A 19,124-nucleotide genomic window follows, 5' to 3' on the forward strand; every position below is an offset into this window, starting at 1 on the left:
CTCTTAAGCAGTGCAGAAATTGTTGTCTGAGTGTGAGTTTTGAGTTGTTCATCATGTCTCCAATTTGCCAATAAAAATACAGTTCGCACTTACTCGACGAATCGAGCATAGGGTTATTAGTATTTTTATTAACAGTCGGATACACGAATCAATAGAAAGGTATATCTGAACACCAAAGCGTCAGCTTTGGATGGGATTAATTTAGTGAGTTAAATTGCATCGACAAGGCCGAATGAGCAAAAAAATCTAAAATGTGATCTGAGTCGATAAATTGTTAGTGGTCGCTTTAAAGCTGTTCAAGCCATTTTGGCCACTTGATAAAGAGGAGCCACTTTTTCCATTTATATATAAATATCCAAAAGTGGCTAAACCAAAGCTGCGCTTTGAAGAGAGTCGACTTCTTCATGAGTACAGCTCATGGGAGCTTAGAGACATAGTTGGCAGGGAAAATAGTGTCAGCAAATGACAGGCTAAGGTGCTAGCCTGTCATCCATATTAGATTGACTTTGATATGAGTTCAGCTTTCAGTAAACCACCCTTGGTAAGTAACTTTGGTGAGAAGTTTGGATTTCTGCGCTGTTTGTATGCCGTGAGTATTTTTTGCAGACCGCTGGCTTCCAGAAGAGATATATTTACCTCGGTATCCATGTCTGCCGCATCGATAAAGTCTTTAGAGAACTCTGGTGCAACGATCAGTACCTGAGCAACTCGGTGGCCATTTTGTTCGCAGCGCTTTGCGTAAGCTTTTACTTGTCTTGAAGTTGTAGAGTACTTGGCATATTGACCATTTTTAAATGACTTAGCCTCGCCAATGATGACGTCATCGTTATCTAGAGATATGATGATGTCTGCTTTATCCTTGGCGGTATTTATGTCCTTTCGTAAGTCTTCGTCAACATTCATTCCAAGCTGCTCTAGAATTGAACGAGTAATCTCTTCGAATTTCACACCAATATCAGACTCTTTTATATCTATGCCTGCTCCATGTAAACCTTTCAGGTCGCGTGTCGCGAGCAGGTTGTAGTTTTCAATTAATCGGTCATTGGCACTGGCGAAAGATTCTATGATCTGACTGCGAGGGTTCCCTCTCCTAGACAGCCCCATATCATTTCTGATGGTCTTAATTTCATCGTTTGTATAGAGATACAAAATATCGAGTGGGGTAATACTTAGTGCTTTCAGCCTTTCTGGATCGAGAGTTTCTTTGTTTTCTATTTCAAAGTCTGTTCGAATTCGTTCTTCAACATTAAGATCTGAGCTTGATAGTGATTCCAGAAGTTCTTTAAAGCCACTGACACTTAGGGCATTAAACTCATCCTCTTCAGAACTTTTAAGATGTTCGATCAAAACATCTATGCGGTCATGAAGTCGAGTGCCAATTCTGGGTATGTCGAGATCCATTTCATCAATCAGTTGCTTGATTCGTTCTTTTCTCAGATTTTGTGTTGCGTTGTCTGAATGAATGTCATTGAGCAGAATATTTCTGATTGAAAGTCCTGAGTGAGCAATGGTGGTGATTTTTTCTTTTCGGTCAACACCTCTAGTTTTGCAGCCATGATTTTTTAAGATGCTAGAGAGTTCCGCATCAGATAAAGAGCGAAGAATTCTAAGTATATATTTGTCGTGAATTTCTTTACCGAGCACCTCATGGAGAATATCTACGACCTCGTCAGCAACCATAACCTCTGAGCGTCGGCGATTGATCATGATAATGCCATTTTCCCTTAAATATTCTAGGGCGTCATCTATGCCAAGTTGTGGGATTGGATCAATAGAGTGCTCAATGGCATTGACCTCTTCTCTAGACAGGCCTAGTCGTTGTGCAAGCACATTAAGTATGCTTCTTTCATCTTCAGAAATTTTGGCTGCTCTATTTGATTTAAGATCGTTCTCGAATGCCGTTTTCATACAGTTCTTATAGATATCGAGTCGGTTTAGTCTATCAAAATCACCGACCTCACAGGCGCTTAGCTCTGCTAGAAGTTCCTGGCTCAATGTATCTATCTCTGCATATTCTTTGGCATAAAGACTTTCAATCCACGGTATGGTAGAGATACAGTTTCCATCCCTAGCTAAGATATTTATCAGTAGTGATGCCTGTGGGCCACCCGTCGCTACTTGTTCTACTACGTGATTTTTTGAAGTGCTTTCTGACTAGATTGAATAGCTCTTTGATCTCATTGCCAGAGGCCGCTTTAAGTTGACCATCTATTTTATCCAATTGCTTGACCAACTCGGTGTCATCCTTGTTGTCTTGGCATAGCTTGTCTATGCAGTTGATGAACTTTGAGCGTTCAAATTGATTTGTATGATTTAAAACTTGGGTTAGTTTCATAGCGCGTCCTGCATTTAAACAAAATAGATTGCTTTGAATGTTAACGGTATATACGACTGAGATGTGATTTTTGAGGTAAGAGTGACGATTATGTCACTGGTTTTATATTGGTTGTATTTGGAAGTTTGAAGTCAGTCTTACTGAATAGGCCACTTTCGCCATTTATATATAAATATCGAAAAGTGGCTAATCCAAAGCTGCGCTTTGAAGAGAGTCGATCGGTTCATGAACGCAGTTCATGGGGTACTTCTTAGTAATTCTTAGCGAGTTTAAGAATTCTTAATACCAGTAAGAAACACGATACGATATGGTGATTATGATCACAGATTTTTAAGCAGACAGAAAAAATCTGTACAAATCACTACTCAAATTGAAATTTATTTCTATGTTTCAATATCGCCAAGACCGCGGTGTTATTGGGAGATTGACGGTCTTATCTTAGCTCTTCTTTTTTGAGGATATAATCATGTTGATAAGCCAGGATCAACAAATAGGTTTGCGAAGCCTCAGTAAGTTACTTGATCATGTCGCTGACGTCATTCGTCGAGGTGTTCCTGGTCGGCATTGGGTGACCGCTGACTTAACCAGCGTGAATCGAAATCGCTCTGGTAATGTGTATTTGCAGTTATCAGATAACGGTGATGGAGGGTCGGAATCGCAAGCGCGTGCGGTTGTTTGGTCAAATAGAACCTCTATCATCGATGCGTTTGAAAAGAGTACTCAAATGACATTTGCAGAAGGTTTGAGCATTCTTTGTTTAGTAGAAGTTCAGTTTCATACTAAGTATGGACTCAACTTAACCATCGTAGATATTAATCCCAGTTATACGATTGGGGCATTTGAGTTAAAACTACAGATGATCCGCAATTGGCTGGTCGAAAAGAGCGAAGCAGAGTTAAATCAACGCTTGAGAACACCGACTGAGTTTACAAGGGTTGCCGTGATTGCTCCGCAAAATGCCGCTGGCTTAAGTGACTTTCGAAGTGTCGCACACTTGCTTGAACAGCACGACTTATGTCGGTTCGACTATTTCTACGCATCATTCCAAGGTGACGCGAGGATACGTGCTATTGAGATGGCGTTTACTGAACTGGTTCAAAATGAACATGCCTATGATGCCGTGTGCGTGATTCGAGGGGGAGGTGACAAAGCAGGTCTTAACGAACTTAGTGAAGCAAAGCTTGCTCGGTTGGTTTGCCGTTGTCCATACCCTGTTTTCACAGGTATCGGGCACAGCACGGACTCGGTCATCCTTGATGAACTTGCTAATCAATCCTTTGCGACGCCAACTAAGGTCATTGAGCACATCAAACTCACCATAATTCAAAATGTGCAGTCTGTTAGCGCGAATTACTCTAAGCTGCATAACTCAGCGCAATCGCTATGTAATCATCAGCGACAGTCTATTGCGCAGCAAAGTGAACGTATAGAGAAAGGAAAAAGTAACGCTTTAGCCTGTTGGCGTAATCACGTTGAACAGTTCGGTCATCGTTTGTTCGAGCGAGCCCAAAACCGAGTAAGAGAAAATGGAGGCTTGGTTAATCGACAGTTCCAATACTTTAGTTCCAACGCAAACCAGAAATTTAATTCATCACGTATTGCGCTTAATCGCCTTCATGAGCAAGTGTTTCATCAGGCAAACAAGGCACTGATTAGTGCCAAGTCTGCCGCCTTTGCGGAGCAGCAGATTATGAAACAATCGAGTGCTGCGATAGTGATGTTGGCGAAGCAGAATGTCTTAAGGGACTACAGCGACTTAAAGCAGTTATCCAAACATCAGGTTCACAACCATAAACAAGAAACTCGTCAACTTTGGCTCAGTCTGAGCCAGTCTTCCAAAGCGGTGATACATATTGCCAGCAATCAGACGTTTGCTGCCTCAAGTACTTTAGTTATGTATGCACGTATGCATGTACAAAGCCAACAGAATCAAATCAATCAAGACAGAAATAACCTCTTTGCGAACGCTAAGAGGGCTTTGGATACTCAGCAAGACTTAGTACGAAATGACAAGCGATTAATTGAGGCTTATGACTCTCAGAGAGTCTTAGAGAGAGGCTACGCCCTGATGTGTGATGATGAAGGTCGCGTAATTAAAAGCACTCAACAACTTATCAATAATCAACAGTATACAGTCCAATTGCATGATGGCAGTGCGACGGTAACCAACGATTCTTTCCAGAAGGATGTGCAACATGAACCAACAAACTAGCAGTTACATGGATAATTACTCAAAGCTTAAAGCAGCAGCAGAGGAGCTTTCTCAGCAAAACGTTCCTGATGTTGATCGCATTATTCCACTGGTAAAACAAGGAACACAAGCGTACCAGCACTGTATGAGCCGTATTCAAGAAGTCGAAAAAATGCTGCAAGAGATAGAGCAGCAGGCAAACTCTAGCCAGTAAAACTTACAGAGGTAAAGGCTACTAAAGTCTTTACCTCTACTCAAAAATGGGCAGTGCCATTGGGTTCTGATTCACGCAATCCTACAACTTTTTTAAAAGCTTCCAGTATCTAAATCCCAAGCACATATTTGCACGACCATTCCCAATTTCACATCAATTGTATATTGAGAAGCTCATTACTAAATAACTGAATTTGATCTATATCAATTAAATGTAATTTAATTTTCGTGCTTCCTTTCGATCTTATCTTCACAAATATGGACTCATCTAGATCGTAACTATTTGAATAATAATAATTTTTGTCGCTCGTTTACTATTATAAATAATAATCTGCAATAAAATTATTATTTATAATATTTCTAATAAAATCAATGAGTTGAAGCGTTGATTTCTTTTGGGGTACGATTCCTGTTGAAGGCAAAAAAAATAATAAGAATACAACGATCACAACAAAATAAAGGCTTTTTGCAATGACAAAAAAATCTAGCACAGAGATCCACAACCTAGAGAAGTATAAGGATCATATTGCTTACAAAATCACTCGTGACACACAAAGGATAGTCTGTCCTGACATACAGGATTAACTAGCAAAGCTCTAGTGGTAGGGGAATCCGCTAGAGCTTCAACACAAAAATTAAGGGGAATGCAATACTATGATTAATAAATAAAAAGGAACAATAATGATTCTCAATATAATAAAAAGAAACCGCAAATATTTCGCAGCAGAAACAGACAGCAAACGCAAATGTAAGCTGCTTATTGATTCAAATTCTGAAAACTTAGAGCTTGGTGAGCACTGCTTAGCAGTAGAAGATATCTCTGTACGCTCTAAGTACGGAACGGACTTAATTTACAAACTTAGCGCCAGTTCGGAGGCTCAAGCAGAGCAGGGCATAGTGTCGCTCAAGGCCGATTACAACTCTCAGTTAGTTAAAGAGTGCCGCAAGCTCGGTGGCTCGTGGGATAAAGAGCAGGGCGCATGGATATTTCCTGGCTTTGTTGCTGATGAGGTCGAAGAGCTGGATGAAATATACAATAGCGGCCCCGTCACGGTAGAGATTGCCGCAATCGAAGAAATTCGCGAATATGGTAAAGGCATGGAGTTCCTAGGTCGCCCACTTTGTAGAGCTTTTGGGCGTGATTCAGGATCTCGTATTGACAGCGATATCGCGCTCATCTCTGGTTACGCGACTTCTGGTGGCTCGCAAAAGAATTGGGCGACTATCCTCGACGAAGAATCTGTACTTCGTCTACAAATACCTTCAAAGATCCTTGAGATACATCAAGACGATCGGTTTGACGTCAAGATAATCAAATAGTCATAAAAATTACTGGAAGCTGGCTGCATGAAAGCAGTGCGGCTGGCTTTCTTACACCACTAAAAATTTAAAATAAAGGTAAATAAAATGAATAGACAGAAAGTTACGCTAATACGTGGTATCCCAGGCTCTGGGAAAACAACGATGGCTATCGACATGGATGCGACCCTAGTTGAAACTGACCAGTTTTTTGTCGATAAAGATGGAGAGTACCGCCATGATCGCCGTTTTATCAAGGACGCACACGCGTGGTGCCAAATGGAGATGAAGCGTTTGTTACTTGCTGGGAATGACGTTGTAGTTGCAAATACGTTCATCAAAAAGTGGGAAATTGTAGGCTACTTGAAGGTTGTCCAATCTCTAGGGTTGGAACTAGACATAGAAGTGCTTGAAGCGAAAGGTGAATATCCAAACGTACATGGTGTTCCTGAAGACATTGTTTGTCGAATGAAAGAGCAATACGAACAATTTGCTCTTAAAACACCAAAGTGTTCACAGCGCTCAAATGTTTCACTAGTGCAATAAGGAGCCACATGAAAACTATTGACCATTTTTACAACAAGCACATCCGCGCTGCTAGAAAGGCATCAAGAGGGCTTACGGGGTTAGAACGAGCTAAAGCCATTTATCGCTATTTTGAGGACGAGACAATTCATCCTCACGCTTGGTATACTTACCAACAGGAAATGTTAAACCGTTCTTCTGACCATCAGTTTCCAATTGATTTAATGAAGGACATGGTGATGTTAACGGCTGAAAATGATTTGCTAGACCTAGATAACCAGACTAATAAGGCAGACTAAAAGCTAACTGTGAAATCACTTCTACCAAGCCGATTAGATTAGAGATGGAGAGCTCGGAGTTAGCGAATCTCCTTAATCGAACCTATTAAAAGTTTGAGCCACTTGTTCCATTTCTATATAGATAAGTAAAAGTGGCTTTTTCTTTAGCCAAAGCTTCCGCTTTGAATAAGTCGACAGATTCATGGGCGCTAGCTCATGGGATTCTAGCTCTTTCAATTTAATGTGCATGCAGTGGCATTTGAGTAAAGACTTGGATAGTATGCCCTTGTATTGAAGAGGAAACTGTACATGGGAAGTCGTAAAATTGCTGTTCTCATTGATTCTGAGAACACGCCACATTCTAAATTGAGCTCCATTATCGAAGAGCTATCAAGCTACGGGCAAATCATCGTCAAGCGTGCATATGGCGACTTTTCGACTGAGCAACTCAAAAACTGGAAACAACCCCTCAATGAGCTTGCTATTCAAGCGAAGCAGCAATTTGCATACACCACAGGCAAGAACTCCACTGACGCACTCATGATTATTGATGCAATGGATCTCCTTTACAGCCAACGGTTCGATGCTTTTGCGCTCATCTCAAGTGATAGTGATTTCACTAGCCTGGCAACAAGGCTGAGAGAGTCTGAAATGTTTGTTATAGGGGTTGGTAAGGCAATGACACCCGCATCGTTTAAAAATGCTTGTGATGACTTTGTCGCCATTGAAAACCTTAACGGGGATAAGCAACAGGAAGAGTCCCCGCAAGCTCCTCAGCAGTCCACTCAAATAAACGGTGTTGAGAAAGAAATTTGGCAACTGATGCACCGAGCATGGCAAAACTATCGTGATGAATCAGGCTGGGCCAAGCTGGGTGAAGTAGGGCAGTACCTCAAACGTTTGAAGCCCGATTTTGATCCACGTAATTATGGCCTGAAGAAGCTGTCTGACTTTTTCGACAAGTTCCCTAATCGCTACTCTACACGTCAATCCAAGCAATCTGGTTTGGAATTTAGACTCGTGACTAAAGGCAGTAAGCAGTGAGTGCGATCTGGTTGTTCGCTCGGGATGTAGCTTGGAAATGGACAAAACTAAGTTAGGTACAAAGCGCTAACTCGGCCTTTAGGTCAAAAGACAGCGCTGGTTTAACATTTGTACTCGTCTAACAAACGTTGTGAGACAAAATACACACTACCTTTAGCTCTTGTACAAGCTACGTATAGCTTATTTAACGTCGATGGTGCCAAAGTAGCCAATCGCCCTTTTGTATAGGCTGTAAATGTGGTCGGGTTTAGAACTATGCAGATGTCAGCGAAGTCATCCAAGCCTTTTGTATTTCCCCAATTGTCAGTCCTTCCAACGTACTTGTAGCTTTCTTTAAAAAACAATTTAACGATGGAATCGTCGGAGAATAACCTCTCAATTTGTTCAGTATCGTCAATTAGAGCAATATTGACCTCATCTTGTCGATGGGAGCTTATTGTGATGCCAATTTGCTCGGTAACAAATCTGCAAACTGTTGGGCTACATCTATGACTGTGGGAAAGTGTATCTAAGTCGATTGTGTATCCTGCATCTTTGAGCTTGGTAAGATACGCTTCATAGTTGTTATGTAGATTTTTTTGAATATTACCATCTCGGCTAGTATCAAAAGTATGTTGGAAAAAGTCACCAACGAATAATACCTCCACATCCATTTTCGACAACTGACAAAGCAAGTTGAAGTCATTAGCTGCGAAATCTTGAACTTCATCTACGCAGAAGAAATCAAAGTACTTTTCAATACGCCTAGTAATGTCAGACACACCATCACAATCAATCATCATCTTCGCAATACGGTTGTGGTAAAGTCGGTCTCCTTGACTAGCGTAATGCTCATGAGTGTTGCGTTTCGCAAATCTAGGTGGTTCACTATAGCTAACCCCCTTTATCTTCATGTCGTTACCAACTATTGGTCGCACGCAAAACGATAAGAGAAATGAGAAATAGGTATAAACACGTACACCTTTAGGCATGACCCCAAACTTGTTTAAAATTCGTTTCTTAAGATTAGTAGTATTATTAACTGTGTAAGTAACAATCAGCGCACGACTATTTATGTCCAATTTATCAATTATATGTTGTGTTTTGCCCGATCCTGCGACTGCTAGTACTACTCGCTTATCCATTCAATCGCCTCTCTAATGTAAGGAGGCACCGTGATTTCATTCGCCTTCTCGTCAAGTAACCTAAATGCTGCGGTAGTTTTGTTCTTCAGCATATACTCTTGCGGTTTTAATTGAATCTTTCCTCCTGAGAACAAGTCGTCGCAGATTTCTTTATTATCTTGATACATGCATATTTCAAAAGTTGATCTTGTGTTATCTGTGTCAGCGCATACAGCTATGCAGTCTGCCTGATAATCATGGTAATTATCTATACAGTTTTTCTGATAGTCACTGTCATTATCACGGATCACCGCTGTCCTAATGCTCAGCAGCTTAGAAACTTCCATATATCGTTTAAAGCTAGTACCACCGACTGAGATGATGTGGACGCCATCCTCGCTTGGTGGATGACCTTTAGTACGCTCGTATAAGCACTCCATTAGAATATATTCCGCATCACCCTCAACAAGAATGACTTTTTCAGAAAGGACATGCTCTAGGATGTTATGATTAGGGGCTTTAGCAAAAAACTTAGCAGTGTCCCTAGTGAGGTCTGTCAGGGTAGCAGGTTTGGTTGCTGCACTATTCAGTAAGATCGACTTTCTTAAGTCTAACCTTGAGCTGATTAGGCTGCTATGGGTAGCAATTATGACCTGATTATCATGAGCCTTCTCTACCTGACCAATTAGCTTATACATGCTGGTGTGGCTAAGGTGGTTCTCAGGTTCTTCTAGTAATAAGACATCTATTGTCTTGCCTTCATCACGCTCTCTCAATGCGAATGCGGTCTTAATAAAGCATTGTTTTCCCTTACCACGGTTTTCAATGGGTATCCCTTCTTCTGTGAGGGTGAGGTCAGTTTCCAAATTAAACTTTGAGCCAGAGCGGATAGCAAAATCGTACCCTTCTAAATCATCATTAATCACATTTAGTTGAGTATCCCTGAAGGCATTTTTTTGCTGTCTATATTCATTCATTAGACTGTAACGGACAGGTTGATCCACGGTCGCTTCATACATGGCTTTTACATACTGACTGTTTGCGTACTCGTTGTTTATTTGAGTGCTGTCAATAGACAAAAAGCGCAAAAACTTCCGATAACTGGAATATGCGTCCCCACTGAACGTAATAAACTTGGCGACGTAAAATTCGAATGGAAAGTTATCACCTTCAGCATCCAAAACTTGCCGTATCTCCGTGCTTAACTCTTCGTTCGGCTCACAGATCAATTGAAGCCCGTCAGCATAAGTTCCATCACTGTTGTTTCTGCCGTTGAGGTCTGGGTTATCTGCGTCGTTTAGAAATAATTCAATATGAAGACTTGGAAGGTGGTTTATATTTTTCTCACCCGCTAGAAATTCTGAAACAGCACTGGCATTAAGCAAAGCTTCAATCCCCAAGCTTTCTATCTTGCTTCTACTGCCACTCAATACAAGCTCAATAGCCGTTAATATAGTGCTCTTTCCTGCTTCATTATCCCCAACCAGAATGTTTCTTTTTGGATCAAAATAGATCTCATACTCTCGGAATTTCTTAAAGTTTTTGATTTTTGCCTTCAAAATATGCGTCATTATAGTGCTCGCCTAACGATGGAAATTACTAGCTAGAATATTGTATAGACTTCATAGTGATAAGAATGCAGTTGCAATCACGAGTTACAACTTTGAAAGGGACAAAGATGGGTCAACAGGTAAGGATTTCTTACCTGTTGCTAACACGTTTTGGGTCAGCTCCGAGCTAGCCACGATAGATAGTGAGTATGCGCAAAGTCTTCATAACCCCATAGGATTAACTATGACTTTATCAGCACTTGATAACTGGCAAGTCTTTCCACTTAGTTGTGTAGTGGGGAGTTAGCATTTCGCGTCGCATGTCCCATTTCTGGGCGATTCCTTGTGCTCCTAAGAATAAGGTTTCTGAACCGTAACGTTGGTTCAGCGAATCATACACGGTCATGAGTTTTGGGTCGTTGGGCATGGCGTTAAATAGATCTGACTGCTCGTGCTTTCCATCAGTTAAATCCAGCAATCCTACGCCAATTTTGTAGAAGCGAACGCCTTCACAAAATAGCTCTTGTGCGAGTGAAGTGGCTGCTTTGGTGACCTGTGTTACATCTGAAGTAGGGTAGGCAAACCTATGCACCGCTCTACGCGTTACAGCCTTCTCATCGAAGGGGGAGCTATTGGCGAAGCACAACATCACTTTACACAAGCTATTTTGCTGACGAGCCTTCGACGACGAGATATTAGCATGCTTTGCCAAAGCTTGGCGCAATGAATCTAAGTCGGTAATTCGCTGACCTGCGCTTCTCGTAGAGTAAATTTGCTTTTTGTCTGCTCTTGATTGATCCCAAGCTTTACATGGTTGGCCGTTGAGTTCTCGGATAGTGCGTTCGACTTCGACGTTGAATTCTTTTCGAGCTAACGCTGGTGGGTAGTCAGCGAGTTCTAGTGCTGTGTTGATGCCCATGAACTTCAAACGAGCTTGTATTTTCTTACCCACGCCCCAGACGTCACCAGTACTGACTTGTGACAATACGGATTTACGCTCTTGCTCGTTATCGAGTACACAAACTCCGCCATACCGTAGTGTTTTCTTGGCGGCATGGTTAGCCAATTTAGCCAGTGTAAGAGTAGAGCCGAAGCCGACACAAACGGGTAAGCGGCATTCACGCCACACCGCTCGTCTCAACTTCATTCCATGTGTTTTCAAGCATGGAATGGCAGGGTAACAACGCTCAAATGATAGGAAAGATTCATCGATACTGTAGATGTGTTGTTCTGGAGCGAATCGACCAATTACTTGCATCATTTTGGATGAGAGGTCGGCGTACAACTCGTAATTGGATGATAAGGCAATGACTCCTTTCTGTTCACAAAGCGCTTTAACTTGAAAGAATGGTTTGAACTTCTCTATACCTACCTCTTTTGCTTGCCGATTTGCTGCTACCACACACCCGTCGTTGTTGGAAAGAACGACGACAGGCTTACCGCGCCAGTCGGGACGGAAAACTTGTTCAGCGCTACAATAAAATGAGTTCGCATCGACTAAGGCATACATTACTTTGTTCTCAGCAGGTGACTTGGTCTATGACAACGTATGGATCTGATGACCACACCTTCTAACGAGAAGGAATCACAGTCGGTGATCAGGGTTGGTTGATACTTATCGTTTGCTGAGAGAAGTAGCTTGCGATGGATGTCAATCTGCTTACATATAAACTCACCATTAAGGTTCGCGACGATAACGTCGTTCTGTTTGACATCCACATGTCGATCAACGATGAGCAAATCTTGATCAAATATGCCAAGCCCTTGCATGGAGTCACCACATGCCTGACCAATGAAGGTTGCACTGGGGTGCTCAACTAGAAGCTCATCAAGATCGAGAGATAGTTGAGTGTACTCGGTCGCAGGCGATTCAAATCCTGTGATGCCAGCATGTGCGCTAATAGGGATAACTTTCATAAATAATACTGTATAAATAAACAGTATTATTGTGATGTGGAAAAGTCATTTTGGCAAGTAAGTGTGAACTATCTGCACAAGGTTTAAGCAAATTTAATTTGGCGATTTGAAGGTTTGTTTCTATGTTTCTGAAAGTAGAAACTTTATGAGGACGAACGTTGTGGTGAACTTAGATCAAAGGCGACTTATGGTGATTAAGAACCTGCTTAATGAGCTTGAGTTTTATACTGATGAGGTGGTTGAGGAGGGGAGTCGAAGTGGGCTACGTGTAGAAATAAACGGTTGGCACCTTTATCCCGTGTTTCAGTTCGATGAAAACATGCAATTACACGAGCAGCTCAAGAGACGCCTTGATGATTTGAGAACAGGCCGAGATGATGTTGATGTACTTTATTGGTTGTTTGCTGAGAAAACCGTTCTGATGACCAAGGCGGTTGCGCCTTACTATTTGGTAGAGAAAGCTTTGGGCAGTGGTGATCTAAAAGCTTATGATGCACTAGTTTCGGCAGAAGCTAGTCAGAGTGAGCACTTGGCAGCTCGTCCAGTTGATCTGCTTGGTAGAGACGAATTCGACGTATTTGTTGACGATTGGAAGCTTGGAGACTATCGAGTGATCCCTAAGAAAGAGGTTAAGCATACCTTGGGTTGATAAAGCTGGAACCTAAAGAATGAAAGCCCATCATTGAAGATGGGCTTCAAACAACCTAAAAGTTAAAAGGGATAACGACGTCATTTGAGTCATCAATCACGTTTTCAGAGTATGATACGCCTGTAATTTCTGACAATAACTCAGGGCTAACGCCTAATTTATCCGACAGCCTTTTAAAGGAAATTCCAAGGTGCTCGCTTAGAACTTGCAGACCTTCCTCTAACACATGAGGGGTCTCTAGAGGTATCTTATCATCGAACTTCTCTTTTCGCGTTTGCCTAGTCTGGCTAAACCACACGTTCGCCGTCCGATACTGCTGTGCGTTAATAAAACCAAGAAAGTGAGCCCTGTAAATAATTGCCCTAGCACTCATTTTCCATCTGAGTTTTAGGTTATATACTTCCTTCCAGTTGATGCTGCCATTAGCCGCTAGGCACGCTGGAAACTCGCGAGCGAATGACTTTCGAGGGAAAAGAAAAGCAGAGGCAAAAGCATCAGCTTCTCGCTCTGTTTGCTTACAGCCAGTTTCGACACCGTCATGCATGACCAGATGCCCGCATTCGTGTGCAATGTCGAATCTCAGACGACAAACACTTTCTTTTGCAGTGTTTCTAATAATGATCGGAAACTTTCGGTTAACTGAGAGGGCGTCAACTTTGTCAGATACCCCATCAAAACAAGTAACAATAGCCCCCTGATTTTCAACAACATTAATCATGTTATCTATTGGCGCATCCGAAGTTAACCCCCATCTAACACGTGCACCTTCTGCAATCTTCTCAATCACTGGCGGTGTTAACTCTGGAAGTTTATCGTTATCAACCAAGTTGAACTTGTTCTCTGGTAAATCCAAATGCTCATGCAGTTCAGATACCAATTGTTCAAGTATTGTGCTGTATGCTTGGACGCGATTTTTAACTCCTGCGGGAGTTGTTTGACGCTTCCGAAAATGACACTGTTCAGGCTTAACATCACCAGAAAGCGGCATGCTAAAAAACTCAGGTGACACTTTCAAAAACTCAGCCAATGCGTTTGCTACGTCATCAGCAGGAGCTCTAACATCACTCTCGTATTGGTGGATACTTTGACGTGTAACAGCCACAGCATCCCCCAGTTCTTGTAACGTACAACCCTTAAGCAAGCGGGCTAATCGCAACCGCTCGCCATAAAATGTTACAGACATAATTACTAACCATTACTGGCTCCATCTTTGGGAGCCTTATTCTCTTTTGCTTTAATGGAAACAGAAGCTTTCTGGGTTACAACAGGCTCGGGCAACTCAACATCAACAGAGCTTAAAGCAGAAACTTTTTCATCCAATGGAATTTCCCAACACGACACCTGAACTCCATCTAAAAAACCAGTAAAGGTTACTCGTTCTACATAACGGAGTTCATCAACTTCAATTGCAAAAAACCAAAGAATCGATGCAGCCTTACCTACTTCTGCATCAAGCAAACTCATTTGGCTTAGAGCTTCGATACAAGGGATCAATCTCCGCTCTTCAGGACAACTTGGCTTACCACGGTACAAGCGCACAGGAACAGATTCAATAGAAAAGGTGAATCGACCATCATCCTTAACTACTCCCAACCAAGCCCAATCGTGCTGGTCTTTAGATGCTTTGATAATCTGATTTCTACAGCACTCGTATGCTCGAAGACCTGTTGACCTTGCCGAGTCCCCTAAAACATCATCATGTAAATCAATTACCGAGTCTCGTACTTCCCTCATTAGAGAAGCAAGCTGTTTAATGCGGTCTTGCGATAGTGCTGGATTGTGTTCCCACGGTTGCTTCATTGTAAAACTGTTCCTTATGAAGATTTGTGTAGCCCCTTGATGGGTGTTTGGTGAAATACACGCCAATTATCTTGCGTTTTTTTAAATTTGTCAATCAATGAAGGTTAAGTAAACGGGAGGTGATAAAGTAAAATTAAACCTAAAAAGTTAAGTGAAAGCGTTTTGTTAACAGTCGAGTACTGTTATTATAGACAGGCTTTACATCATCAACTAAACCCAGAGGTGACATTATGGGAAGAAAACGTGTAACCACCACTCAAGAGTCGAGCAGTGGAAGAAATACCAAGTTTCGTGATAACTATTCTGGCGAAAATATGACTAGAAGTCAGTTTGTTAAGAAGATTGAGAGTGGTAAATACTCCAAGTACCATATAAGAAAAATCAACGGCGTAAAAACACCAGTATCAAACCCAGACCCAAGTAAAGATAATAACTTGGACTAATACACATCACCATCTCAGGGAATGGAATCCTTGACATTACCTCATGGTATTTTTAAACACCGCACTGTACTAACTCGGCAATCTAGCTTTTCAGCAATATTACAGACTTTTTTCCTGCAACATTTATTAGTAAGCTAATCAAATAGAAGATTATTGATCTGACAGAAAAAATACTTTTACCAAATTGTCGGAAATCAACTTGAGATAAGAAATGATCTGGATCGCGATCAGTGTTTAGCATGGATATGCTCATGCACAATATCTTCACATTTCTTATGAGCGTTGATGTTATTGAGTTTATAAGACGACTTGAGCTCCATATTCAATAGGGGCCTCCAAAGGCCCCATGAATTGTACTACTTGGGCCTTTTGACTACTTTTACGTTTCTTCCCCTTAAAGCCTCAAAGGTTGCTCTAACGCGAGATGTGGTGTTGGATGTAGCGTTCTCTGAAAGCGGCGTCAATAAATTTTCATCGCAGTTAGTGAAACGGGCTAAGCAGTCTTGTTCGAACTTAGATTGCTTCTCAAGCTTATCTAGGCCTCCAATCATTCGCCCCATGTCGTATTTGTTATCCATGAACTTGGCGATCTCGTCATTTTGGTACTTTTCCACATTAAAGCTTTTGCAGCCGTACCCCATATTCGACAATATTGATTCTAGACGAGCCAAAGCTTGCTGAATGTCCTCGGCTTCATCCGCTTTTAGCTCTAATCCTCTTGATTCAATAGTGCGACTGCCATCAACACGCTCGATCTGACCAATTGTTTCGCACAAATGATGAATTGGGGATGCAAATTGATGGACGTTATCGCCATTTTCGAGAGTAACAGTCCCTCGCTCAATGTTTGCCACGCGTTCGAGGTTTTCTTTAACTGCAAGATTGAAATACACCTGAATTTTCTCGAAGTAGCTGTCCTTTAGAGACATGATGCTTGGTTGAAAGTGCTCTGTGGCGTATCTGCGCTCTATGTCGTACTTTGAGCGTGGTATCTTGGTAGCTGTATCTAGTGGGATTTGGAAGATTACCTCAGATGAGGCTACTGAATCGTTATCAATAACAGTTCCTCTTACTGATATAGACTTGCCATTATCATTTGGAAGACGAAGTTGATACCAGACCTTAGTGTTTTCCGTGTTCGCGTTCTTTTCTCTCATGTCGGAAATGATTTTATTAGCTTCAATTACACTGAGCATAAGTTATCCTTTTTATTATATTTATTAGTAAGGGTAATAAAATAGTAAATGCTTATTTTTCTATGTGCAATAAAAAGTTATTTGACATAATTTATATGTTTGGCATGGATTTATGTTTATTTTTTTTATTAGATTACTAAGTTAATGATTAATCTATTTTAGCGTTTCTAGTAATCAATTAACTTATATTGAAAAAAGAAATTTAGTCAATTTATTATTCGGGTTAAAATCCATGGTAAGTTGTTCACAGATAACCAAGTTGGAAACTGTGATAACTGAGTTGGAAGCCGATAACTAAATTGGAAACTGACTTGACCAAAAAAGCGACATATTCACCTTATAGCGTTATTACTGTACTTTACGACGAATTTAAAATCCAAGCCGTTAAGCAAGTCACCGAACAAGGCTACACTGTAGCAAGTGTGTCAAAGCGCCTGTGGGTCTTCACTAATAGCCTCTATAACTGGATGAAGAAGTACGGTTCAGACAGTAAGCATTATCAGCAAATGAATGAGCAGGAAGCTCGGAGAAGAGAGCCGTGGTCGGTCGGTCAATAAGTTCAAGGGTGGAAGAGCTGGTAACACAAGCACTTCTTGTAGCGGTATGGCGTCGAAAGCCAAAAAGTATAGTGCTAATCCATTCTGATCAGGGAAGTCAATTCACGGGCTATGAATGGCAGGCGTTTCTTAAAGAGCGTAACCTGATACCGAGCGATTCGCAGGCGAAACGGTCATGAGAATGCTGTAGCGGAAATCTTCTTCCAGCTTCTAAAACGTGAACGGATTAAGCAAAAGATCTACCAAACGAGAGAAAGAGCATGTTCAGATATCTTCGATTACATCGAGATGTTTTATAACTCTAAACGTAAGCACAGCAACGCTGAGAATATGCCTCCACTGGTGTATGAAAAGCTTGGAATTTACAACTAGACGCTGGTCTACAGGAGGCTGAGCGATTCATGGTGCATTTACGATATGAGTTGATCGTTTTGTCTTCGCAAGGCCATTTAACAAGTAACTTTTCTGAACTATTATTTTTCGATATTATTAAGTGCATGTATTTTATGGGGTTATTTTGGTTAAGAAAATGAATTTAAGTAGTAAAAAAGCCAATCCATATGAAAATAAATATAAGGATAGACTTAAGCAAGAGCGCCCTGGTGTTAAGCTTATCGGTGAGTATGTGAACTCAAAGACCAAAACACTTCACGTATGCCATTGTGGTAATGATGAGTGGATGGTTACTCCAGAGAAAGTATTCAAGCAACAGGGGTGTAGACGGTGTTCTCAAAGGCAGTCGCCAGAGGTCTACGCACAATACCTGCGGGATAATCGACCAGAGCTGACTAACTTAGAGGATTACGTAACAAATAGCACCAAGATACTGCATCGATGTAACAAAGCTGATTGTAAGAATGAATGGTATGCTACTCCTAATTCGATTAAAGATAGTGGAACAGGTTGCCCAAAATGCGGAATTGTGAAGTACAGTTCAAAAAGGTTACATAGCCAAGAAGACTATGAAAAGATTGTTTGCAAGATCAATCCAAAGGTGAAGGTCGTTGGTACTTATGTATCCAATCACATCGAAATCGATCATCAGTGTTTGGTGGAGAGCTGTCGCCATAAATGGCTTGCTCGTCCTTCGAATATAAAATCAGGTAAGGGCTGTCCTGAATGTGAAAAAGTGGCTAAGCGACAACGAAACAAGGCGAGTCGTATCCCTCATGAGCAATTTTTAGCTCAAGTAAAGGAAATTAACCCTAACATTGAAATTTTAGGGATATATACGACAGCTAAGGCAAAAGTTGAATGTAAGTGCCTTATAGCAGAATGTGGTCGAAAGTGGGACGCTATAGCAACAGGTCTTAAAGCGGGTAAGGGCTGTCCTGAATGTGGTGTTAAAAAAGCTATTGCCGCTGCGACTAGTAATAAAATGTCTCATGATGAATATGTCGCATATGTCGAGTCAAGACGCCAAGATCTTACAGTAATTGGTGAATATGAAAATACGGAAACAAAGGTGCTTCACCGTTGTACCAATGATGAATGTTTGTATGAATGGCTCATCTTACCTCGCGATGTCAAAAGATTTTCCGCGCCCTGTCCTAAGTGCTCCAATCGCTCGAGCGATACTGTTTATACATGGCAAGATGATAGTGGCAATTGGAAAATTGGCGTTACATTAGAGAGGCGTTGTCAGAAAAGAGTTAAAGAGGTATCTCAAGCACACGAAACAAATGTAAATGGCTTGCGAGTAGCGATCGTCGGTGCGGGTAATGCAATACGGATAGAGAGGTTATTACATGGACTGTTTCAAGAAAAGCCTTATGATTCAGGTGATGGTTACACCGAATTTCGCACTCTTTCTGATGAGGAAGCAACCTGGCTGAATATAATTTTTGATGACTTAATCGAGTATGGTAGAGATCAAGAAAAATTTAATAAGATTATAGATAACTTGTTGCCATAAACTGTAGTGACAATCAGTTTATGGTAATCCATTTGATTGTACTGTTTCCATCTTAGTTATAGGCTGTACCAGGATGTCTGTTCCTTTTGATACCCTTAGTTTCCAACTC

General features: G+C 41.3%; 19 protein-coding genes and 1 pseudogene. 11 read left to right on the forward strand and 9 right to left on the reverse strand.

From position 1 onward, the window contains the following. Window positions 1–495: 495 nt before the first annotated feature. Window positions 496–1,908, reverse strand: coding sequence for a hypothetical protein (locus R7P36_RS19770; protein WP_318122282.1), 1,413 nt, complete (start codon window positions 1,906–1,908; stop codon window positions 496–498). A 160-nt stretch (window positions 1,909–2,068) separates the two neighbouring features. Further along, the gene (locus tag R7P36_RS19775) at window positions 2,069–2,335 is read right to left on the reverse strand and encodes a hypothetical protein (RefSeq protein ID WP_318122284.1); all 267 of its coding nucleotides are present in this window, start codon (window positions 2,333–2,335) and stop codon (window positions 2,069–2,071) included. 466 nt (window positions 2,336–2,801) lie between these two features. On the opposite strand from R7P36_RS19775, the gene xseA reads away from it, so the two are divergent. The 6 genes from xseA to R7P36_RS19805 all read left to right on the forward strand — a co-directional run bounded on the left by xseA (window position 2,802) and on the right by R7P36_RS19805 (window position 7,885). Next, the gene (xseA, locus tag R7P36_RS19780; protein WP_213964207.1) at window positions 2,802–4,547 is read left to right on the forward strand and encodes an exodeoxyribonuclease VII large subunit; all 1,746 of its coding nucleotides are present in this window, start codon (window positions 2,802–2,804) and stop codon (window positions 4,545–4,547) included. After that, window positions 4,531–4,740 (forward strand): exodeoxyribonuclease VII small subunit, encoded by a 210-nt coding sequence (xseB, locus tag R7P36_RS19785; protein ID WP_213964208.1) that lies wholly within the window; start codon window positions 4,531–4,533, stop codon window positions 4,738–4,740. The genes xseA and xseB overlap by 17 nt, the downstream gene beginning before the upstream one ends. A gap of 680 nt (window positions 4,741–5,420) precedes the next feature. Further along, the gene (locus tag R7P36_RS19790; protein ID WP_318122285.1) at window positions 5,421–6,059 is read left to right on the forward strand and encodes a hypothetical protein; all 639 of its coding nucleotides are present in this window, start codon (window positions 5,421–5,423) and stop codon (window positions 6,057–6,059) included. A gap of 87 nt (window positions 6,060–6,146) precedes the next feature. Continuing rightward, window positions 6,147–6,584, forward strand: a complete 438-nt coding sequence (locus tag R7P36_RS19795; protein ID WP_213964210.1) for an AAA family ATPase — start codon at window positions 6,147–6,149, stop codon at window positions 6,582–6,584. Between the two features lie 8 nt (window positions 6,585–6,592). Beyond that, window positions 6,593–6,862 (forward strand): hypothetical protein, encoded by a 270-nt coding sequence (locus tag R7P36_RS19800; protein ID WP_213964211.1) that lies wholly within the window; start codon window positions 6,593–6,595, stop codon window positions 6,860–6,862. Between the two features lie 288 nt (window positions 6,863–7,150). Continuing rightward, the gene (locus R7P36_RS19805; protein WP_213964212.1) at window positions 7,151–7,885 is read left to right on the forward strand and encodes an NYN domain-containing protein; all 735 of its coding nucleotides are present in this window, start codon (window positions 7,151–7,153) and stop codon (window positions 7,883–7,885) included. Window positions 7,886–7,986: 101 nt separating this feature from the next. On the opposite strand, the gene R7P36_RS19810 is transcribed toward R7P36_RS19805, so the two are convergent. From R7P36_RS19810 to R7P36_RS19825, 4 genes are all read right to left on the reverse strand, one after another. Continuing rightward, window positions 7,987–9,009: an AAA family ATPase gene (locus R7P36_RS19810; protein ID WP_213964213.1), complete on the reverse strand. Its 1,023-nt coding sequence runs from the start codon at window positions 9,007–9,009 to the stop codon at window positions 7,987–7,989. Then, entirely contained in the window at window positions 8,994–10,559 is a 1,566-nt protein-coding gene (locus R7P36_RS19815; protein WP_213964214.1) for an ATP-dependent nuclease, read from the reverse strand. The genes R7P36_RS19810 and R7P36_RS19815 overlap by 16 nt, the downstream gene beginning before the upstream one ends. A 232-nt stretch (window positions 10,560–10,791) precedes the next feature. After that, window positions 10,792–12,048: a Y-family DNA polymerase gene (locus R7P36_RS19820; RefSeq protein ID WP_213964215.1), complete on the reverse strand. Its 1,257-nt coding sequence runs from the start codon at window positions 12,046–12,048 to the stop codon at window positions 10,792–10,794. After that, on the reverse strand, window positions 12,048–12,455 hold the full coding sequence (locus tag R7P36_RS19825; protein ID WP_213964216.1) for a LexA family protein: 408 nt from the start codon (window positions 12,453–12,455) through the stop codon (window positions 12,048–12,050). The genes R7P36_RS19820 and R7P36_RS19825 overlap by 1 nt, the downstream gene beginning before the upstream one ends. 187 nt (window positions 12,456–12,642) lie before the next feature. On the opposite strand from R7P36_RS19825, the gene R7P36_RS19830 reads away from it, so the two are divergent. Then, window positions 12,643–13,104 carry a hypothetical protein gene (locus R7P36_RS19830; protein ID WP_250155388.1) on the forward strand — a complete coding sequence of 154 codons (462 nt, stop codon included), beginning with the start codon at window positions 12,643–12,645 and terminating at the stop codon, window positions 13,102–13,104. A 55-nt stretch (window positions 13,105–13,159) separates the two neighbouring features. Here R7P36_RS19830 and R7P36_RS19835 read toward each other — a convergent pair whose 3' ends face one another. Beyond that, entirely contained in the window at window positions 13,160–14,287 is a 1,128-nt protein-coding gene (locus tag R7P36_RS19835) for a helix-turn-helix domain-containing protein (RefSeq protein ID WP_167419340.1), read from the reverse strand. Between the two features lie 5 nt (window positions 14,288–14,292). Continuing rightward, window positions 14,293–14,904 (reverse strand): peroxidase, encoded by a 612-nt coding sequence (locus R7P36_RS19840; RefSeq protein WP_213964218.1) that lies wholly within the window; start codon window positions 14,902–14,904, stop codon window positions 14,293–14,295. Between the two features lie 230 nt (window positions 14,905–15,134). Here R7P36_RS19840 and R7P36_RS19845 point away from each other — a divergent pair, with 230 nt between their 5' ends. Further along, the gene (locus R7P36_RS19845) at window positions 15,135–15,347 is read left to right on the forward strand and encodes a hypothetical protein (RefSeq protein ID WP_213964219.1); all 213 of its coding nucleotides are present in this window, start codon (window positions 15,135–15,137) and stop codon (window positions 15,345–15,347) included. 356 nt (window positions 15,348–15,703) lie between these two features. Here the strand turns inward: R7P36_RS19845 and R7P36_RS19850 are convergent, their stop codons facing one another. Next, window positions 15,704–16,543: a hypothetical protein gene (locus R7P36_RS19850; protein ID WP_213964220.1), complete on the reverse strand. Its 840-nt coding sequence runs from the start codon at window positions 16,541–16,543 to the stop codon at window positions 15,704–15,706. Between the two features lie 311 nt (window positions 16,544–16,854). Here R7P36_RS19850 and R7P36_RS19855 point away from each other — a divergent pair, with 311 nt between their 5' ends. The 3 genes and pseudogenes from R7P36_RS19855 (at window position 16,855) to R7P36_RS19865 (ending at window position 19,015) form a co-directional block, all read left to right on the forward strand. Continuing rightward, on the forward strand, window positions 16,855–17,100 hold the full coding sequence (locus R7P36_RS19855; RefSeq protein WP_250155391.1) for a transposase: 246 nt from the start codon (window positions 16,855–16,857) through the stop codon (window positions 17,098–17,100). Next, window positions 17,076–17,472, forward strand: a pseudogene (locus tag R7P36_RS19860) (DDE-type integrase/transposase/recombinase); the annotation flags it as partial. The gene R7P36_RS19855 and the pseudogene R7P36_RS19860, both read left to right, overlap by 25 nt. 157 nt (window positions 17,473–17,629) lie before the next feature. Continuing rightward, on the forward strand, window positions 17,630–19,015 hold the full coding sequence (locus R7P36_RS19865; protein WP_213964223.1) for a hypothetical protein: 1,386 nt from the start codon (window positions 17,630–17,632) through the stop codon (window positions 19,013–19,015). Window positions 19,016–19,124 lie beyond the last annotated feature (109 nt).

The organism is Vibrio sp. 397, from assembly GCF_033339395.1.
GTDB lineage: Bacteria > Pseudomonadota > Gammaproteobacteria > Enterobacterales > Vibrionaceae > Vibrio > Vibrio alginolyticus.

Bases quoted from the DNA above. Each gene is read 5' to 3' on its own strand.
- R7P36_RS19775 (WP_318122284.1), bottom strand. From the start codon at position 2,335: ATGAAACTAACCCAAGTTTTAAATCATACAAATCAATTTGAACGCTCA.
- R7P36_RS19850 (WP_213964220.1), bottom strand. From the start codon at position 16,543: ATGCTCAGTGTAATTGAAGCTAATAAAATCATTTCCGACATGAGAGAA.
- R7P36_RS19820 (WP_213964215.1), bottom strand. From the start codon at position 12,048: ATGTATGCCTTAGTCGATGCGAACTCATTTTATTGTAGCGCTGAACAA.
- R7P36_RS19840 (WP_213964218.1), bottom strand. From the start codon at position 14,904: ATGAAGCAACCGTGGGAACACAATCCAGCACTATCGCAAGACCGCATT.
- R7P36_RS19835 (WP_167419340.1), bottom strand. From the start codon at position 14,287: ATGTCTGTAACATTTTATGGCGAGCGGTTGCGATTAGCCCGCTTGCTT.
- xseA (WP_213964207.1), top strand. From the start codon at position 2,802: ATGTTGATAAGCCAGGATCAACAAATAGGTTTGCGAAGCCTCAGTAAG.
- xseB (WP_213964208.1), top strand. From the start codon at position 4,531: ATGAACCAACAAACTAGCAGTTACATGGATAATTACTCAAAGCTTAAA.
- R7P36_RS19865 (WP_213964223.1), top strand. From the start codon at position 17,630: ATGAATTTAAGTAGTAAAAAAGCCAATCCATATGAAAATAAATATAAG.
- R7P36_RS19815 (WP_213964214.1), bottom strand. From the start codon at position 10,559: ATGACGCATATTTTGAAGGCAAAAATCAAAAACTTTAAGAAATTCCGA.
- R7P36_RS19800 (WP_213964211.1), top strand. From the start codon at position 6,593: ATGAAAACTATTGACCATTTTTACAACAAGCACATCCGCGCTGCTAGA.
- R7P36_RS19805 (WP_213964212.1), top strand. From the start codon at position 7,151: ATGGGAAGTCGTAAAATTGCTGTTCTCATTGATTCTGAGAACACGCCA.
- R7P36_RS19770 (WP_318122282.1), bottom strand. From the start codon at position 1,908: ATGAAAACGGCATTCGAGAACGATCTTAAATCAAATAGAGCAGCCAAA.
- R7P36_RS19795 (WP_213964210.1), top strand. From the start codon at position 6,147: ATGAATAGACAGAAAGTTACGCTAATACGTGGTATCCCAGGCTCTGGG.
- R7P36_RS19825 (WP_213964216.1), bottom strand. From the start codon at position 12,455: ATGAAAGTTATCCCTATTAGCGCACATGCTGGCATCACAGGATTTGAA.
- R7P36_RS19830 (WP_250155388.1), top strand. From the start codon at position 12,643: ATGGTGATTAAGAACCTGCTTAATGAGCTTGAGTTTTATACTGATGAG.
- R7P36_RS19845 (WP_213964219.1), top strand. From the start codon at position 15,135: ATGGGAAGAAAACGTGTAACCACCACTCAAGAGTCGAGCAGTGGAAGA.
- R7P36_RS19810 (WP_213964213.1), bottom strand. From the start codon at position 9,009: ATGGATAAGCGAGTAGTACTAGCAGTCGCAGGATCGGGCAAAACACAA.
- R7P36_RS19790 (WP_318122285.1), top strand. From the start codon at position 5,421: ATGATTCTCAATATAATAAAAAGAAACCGCAAATATTTCGCAGCAGAA.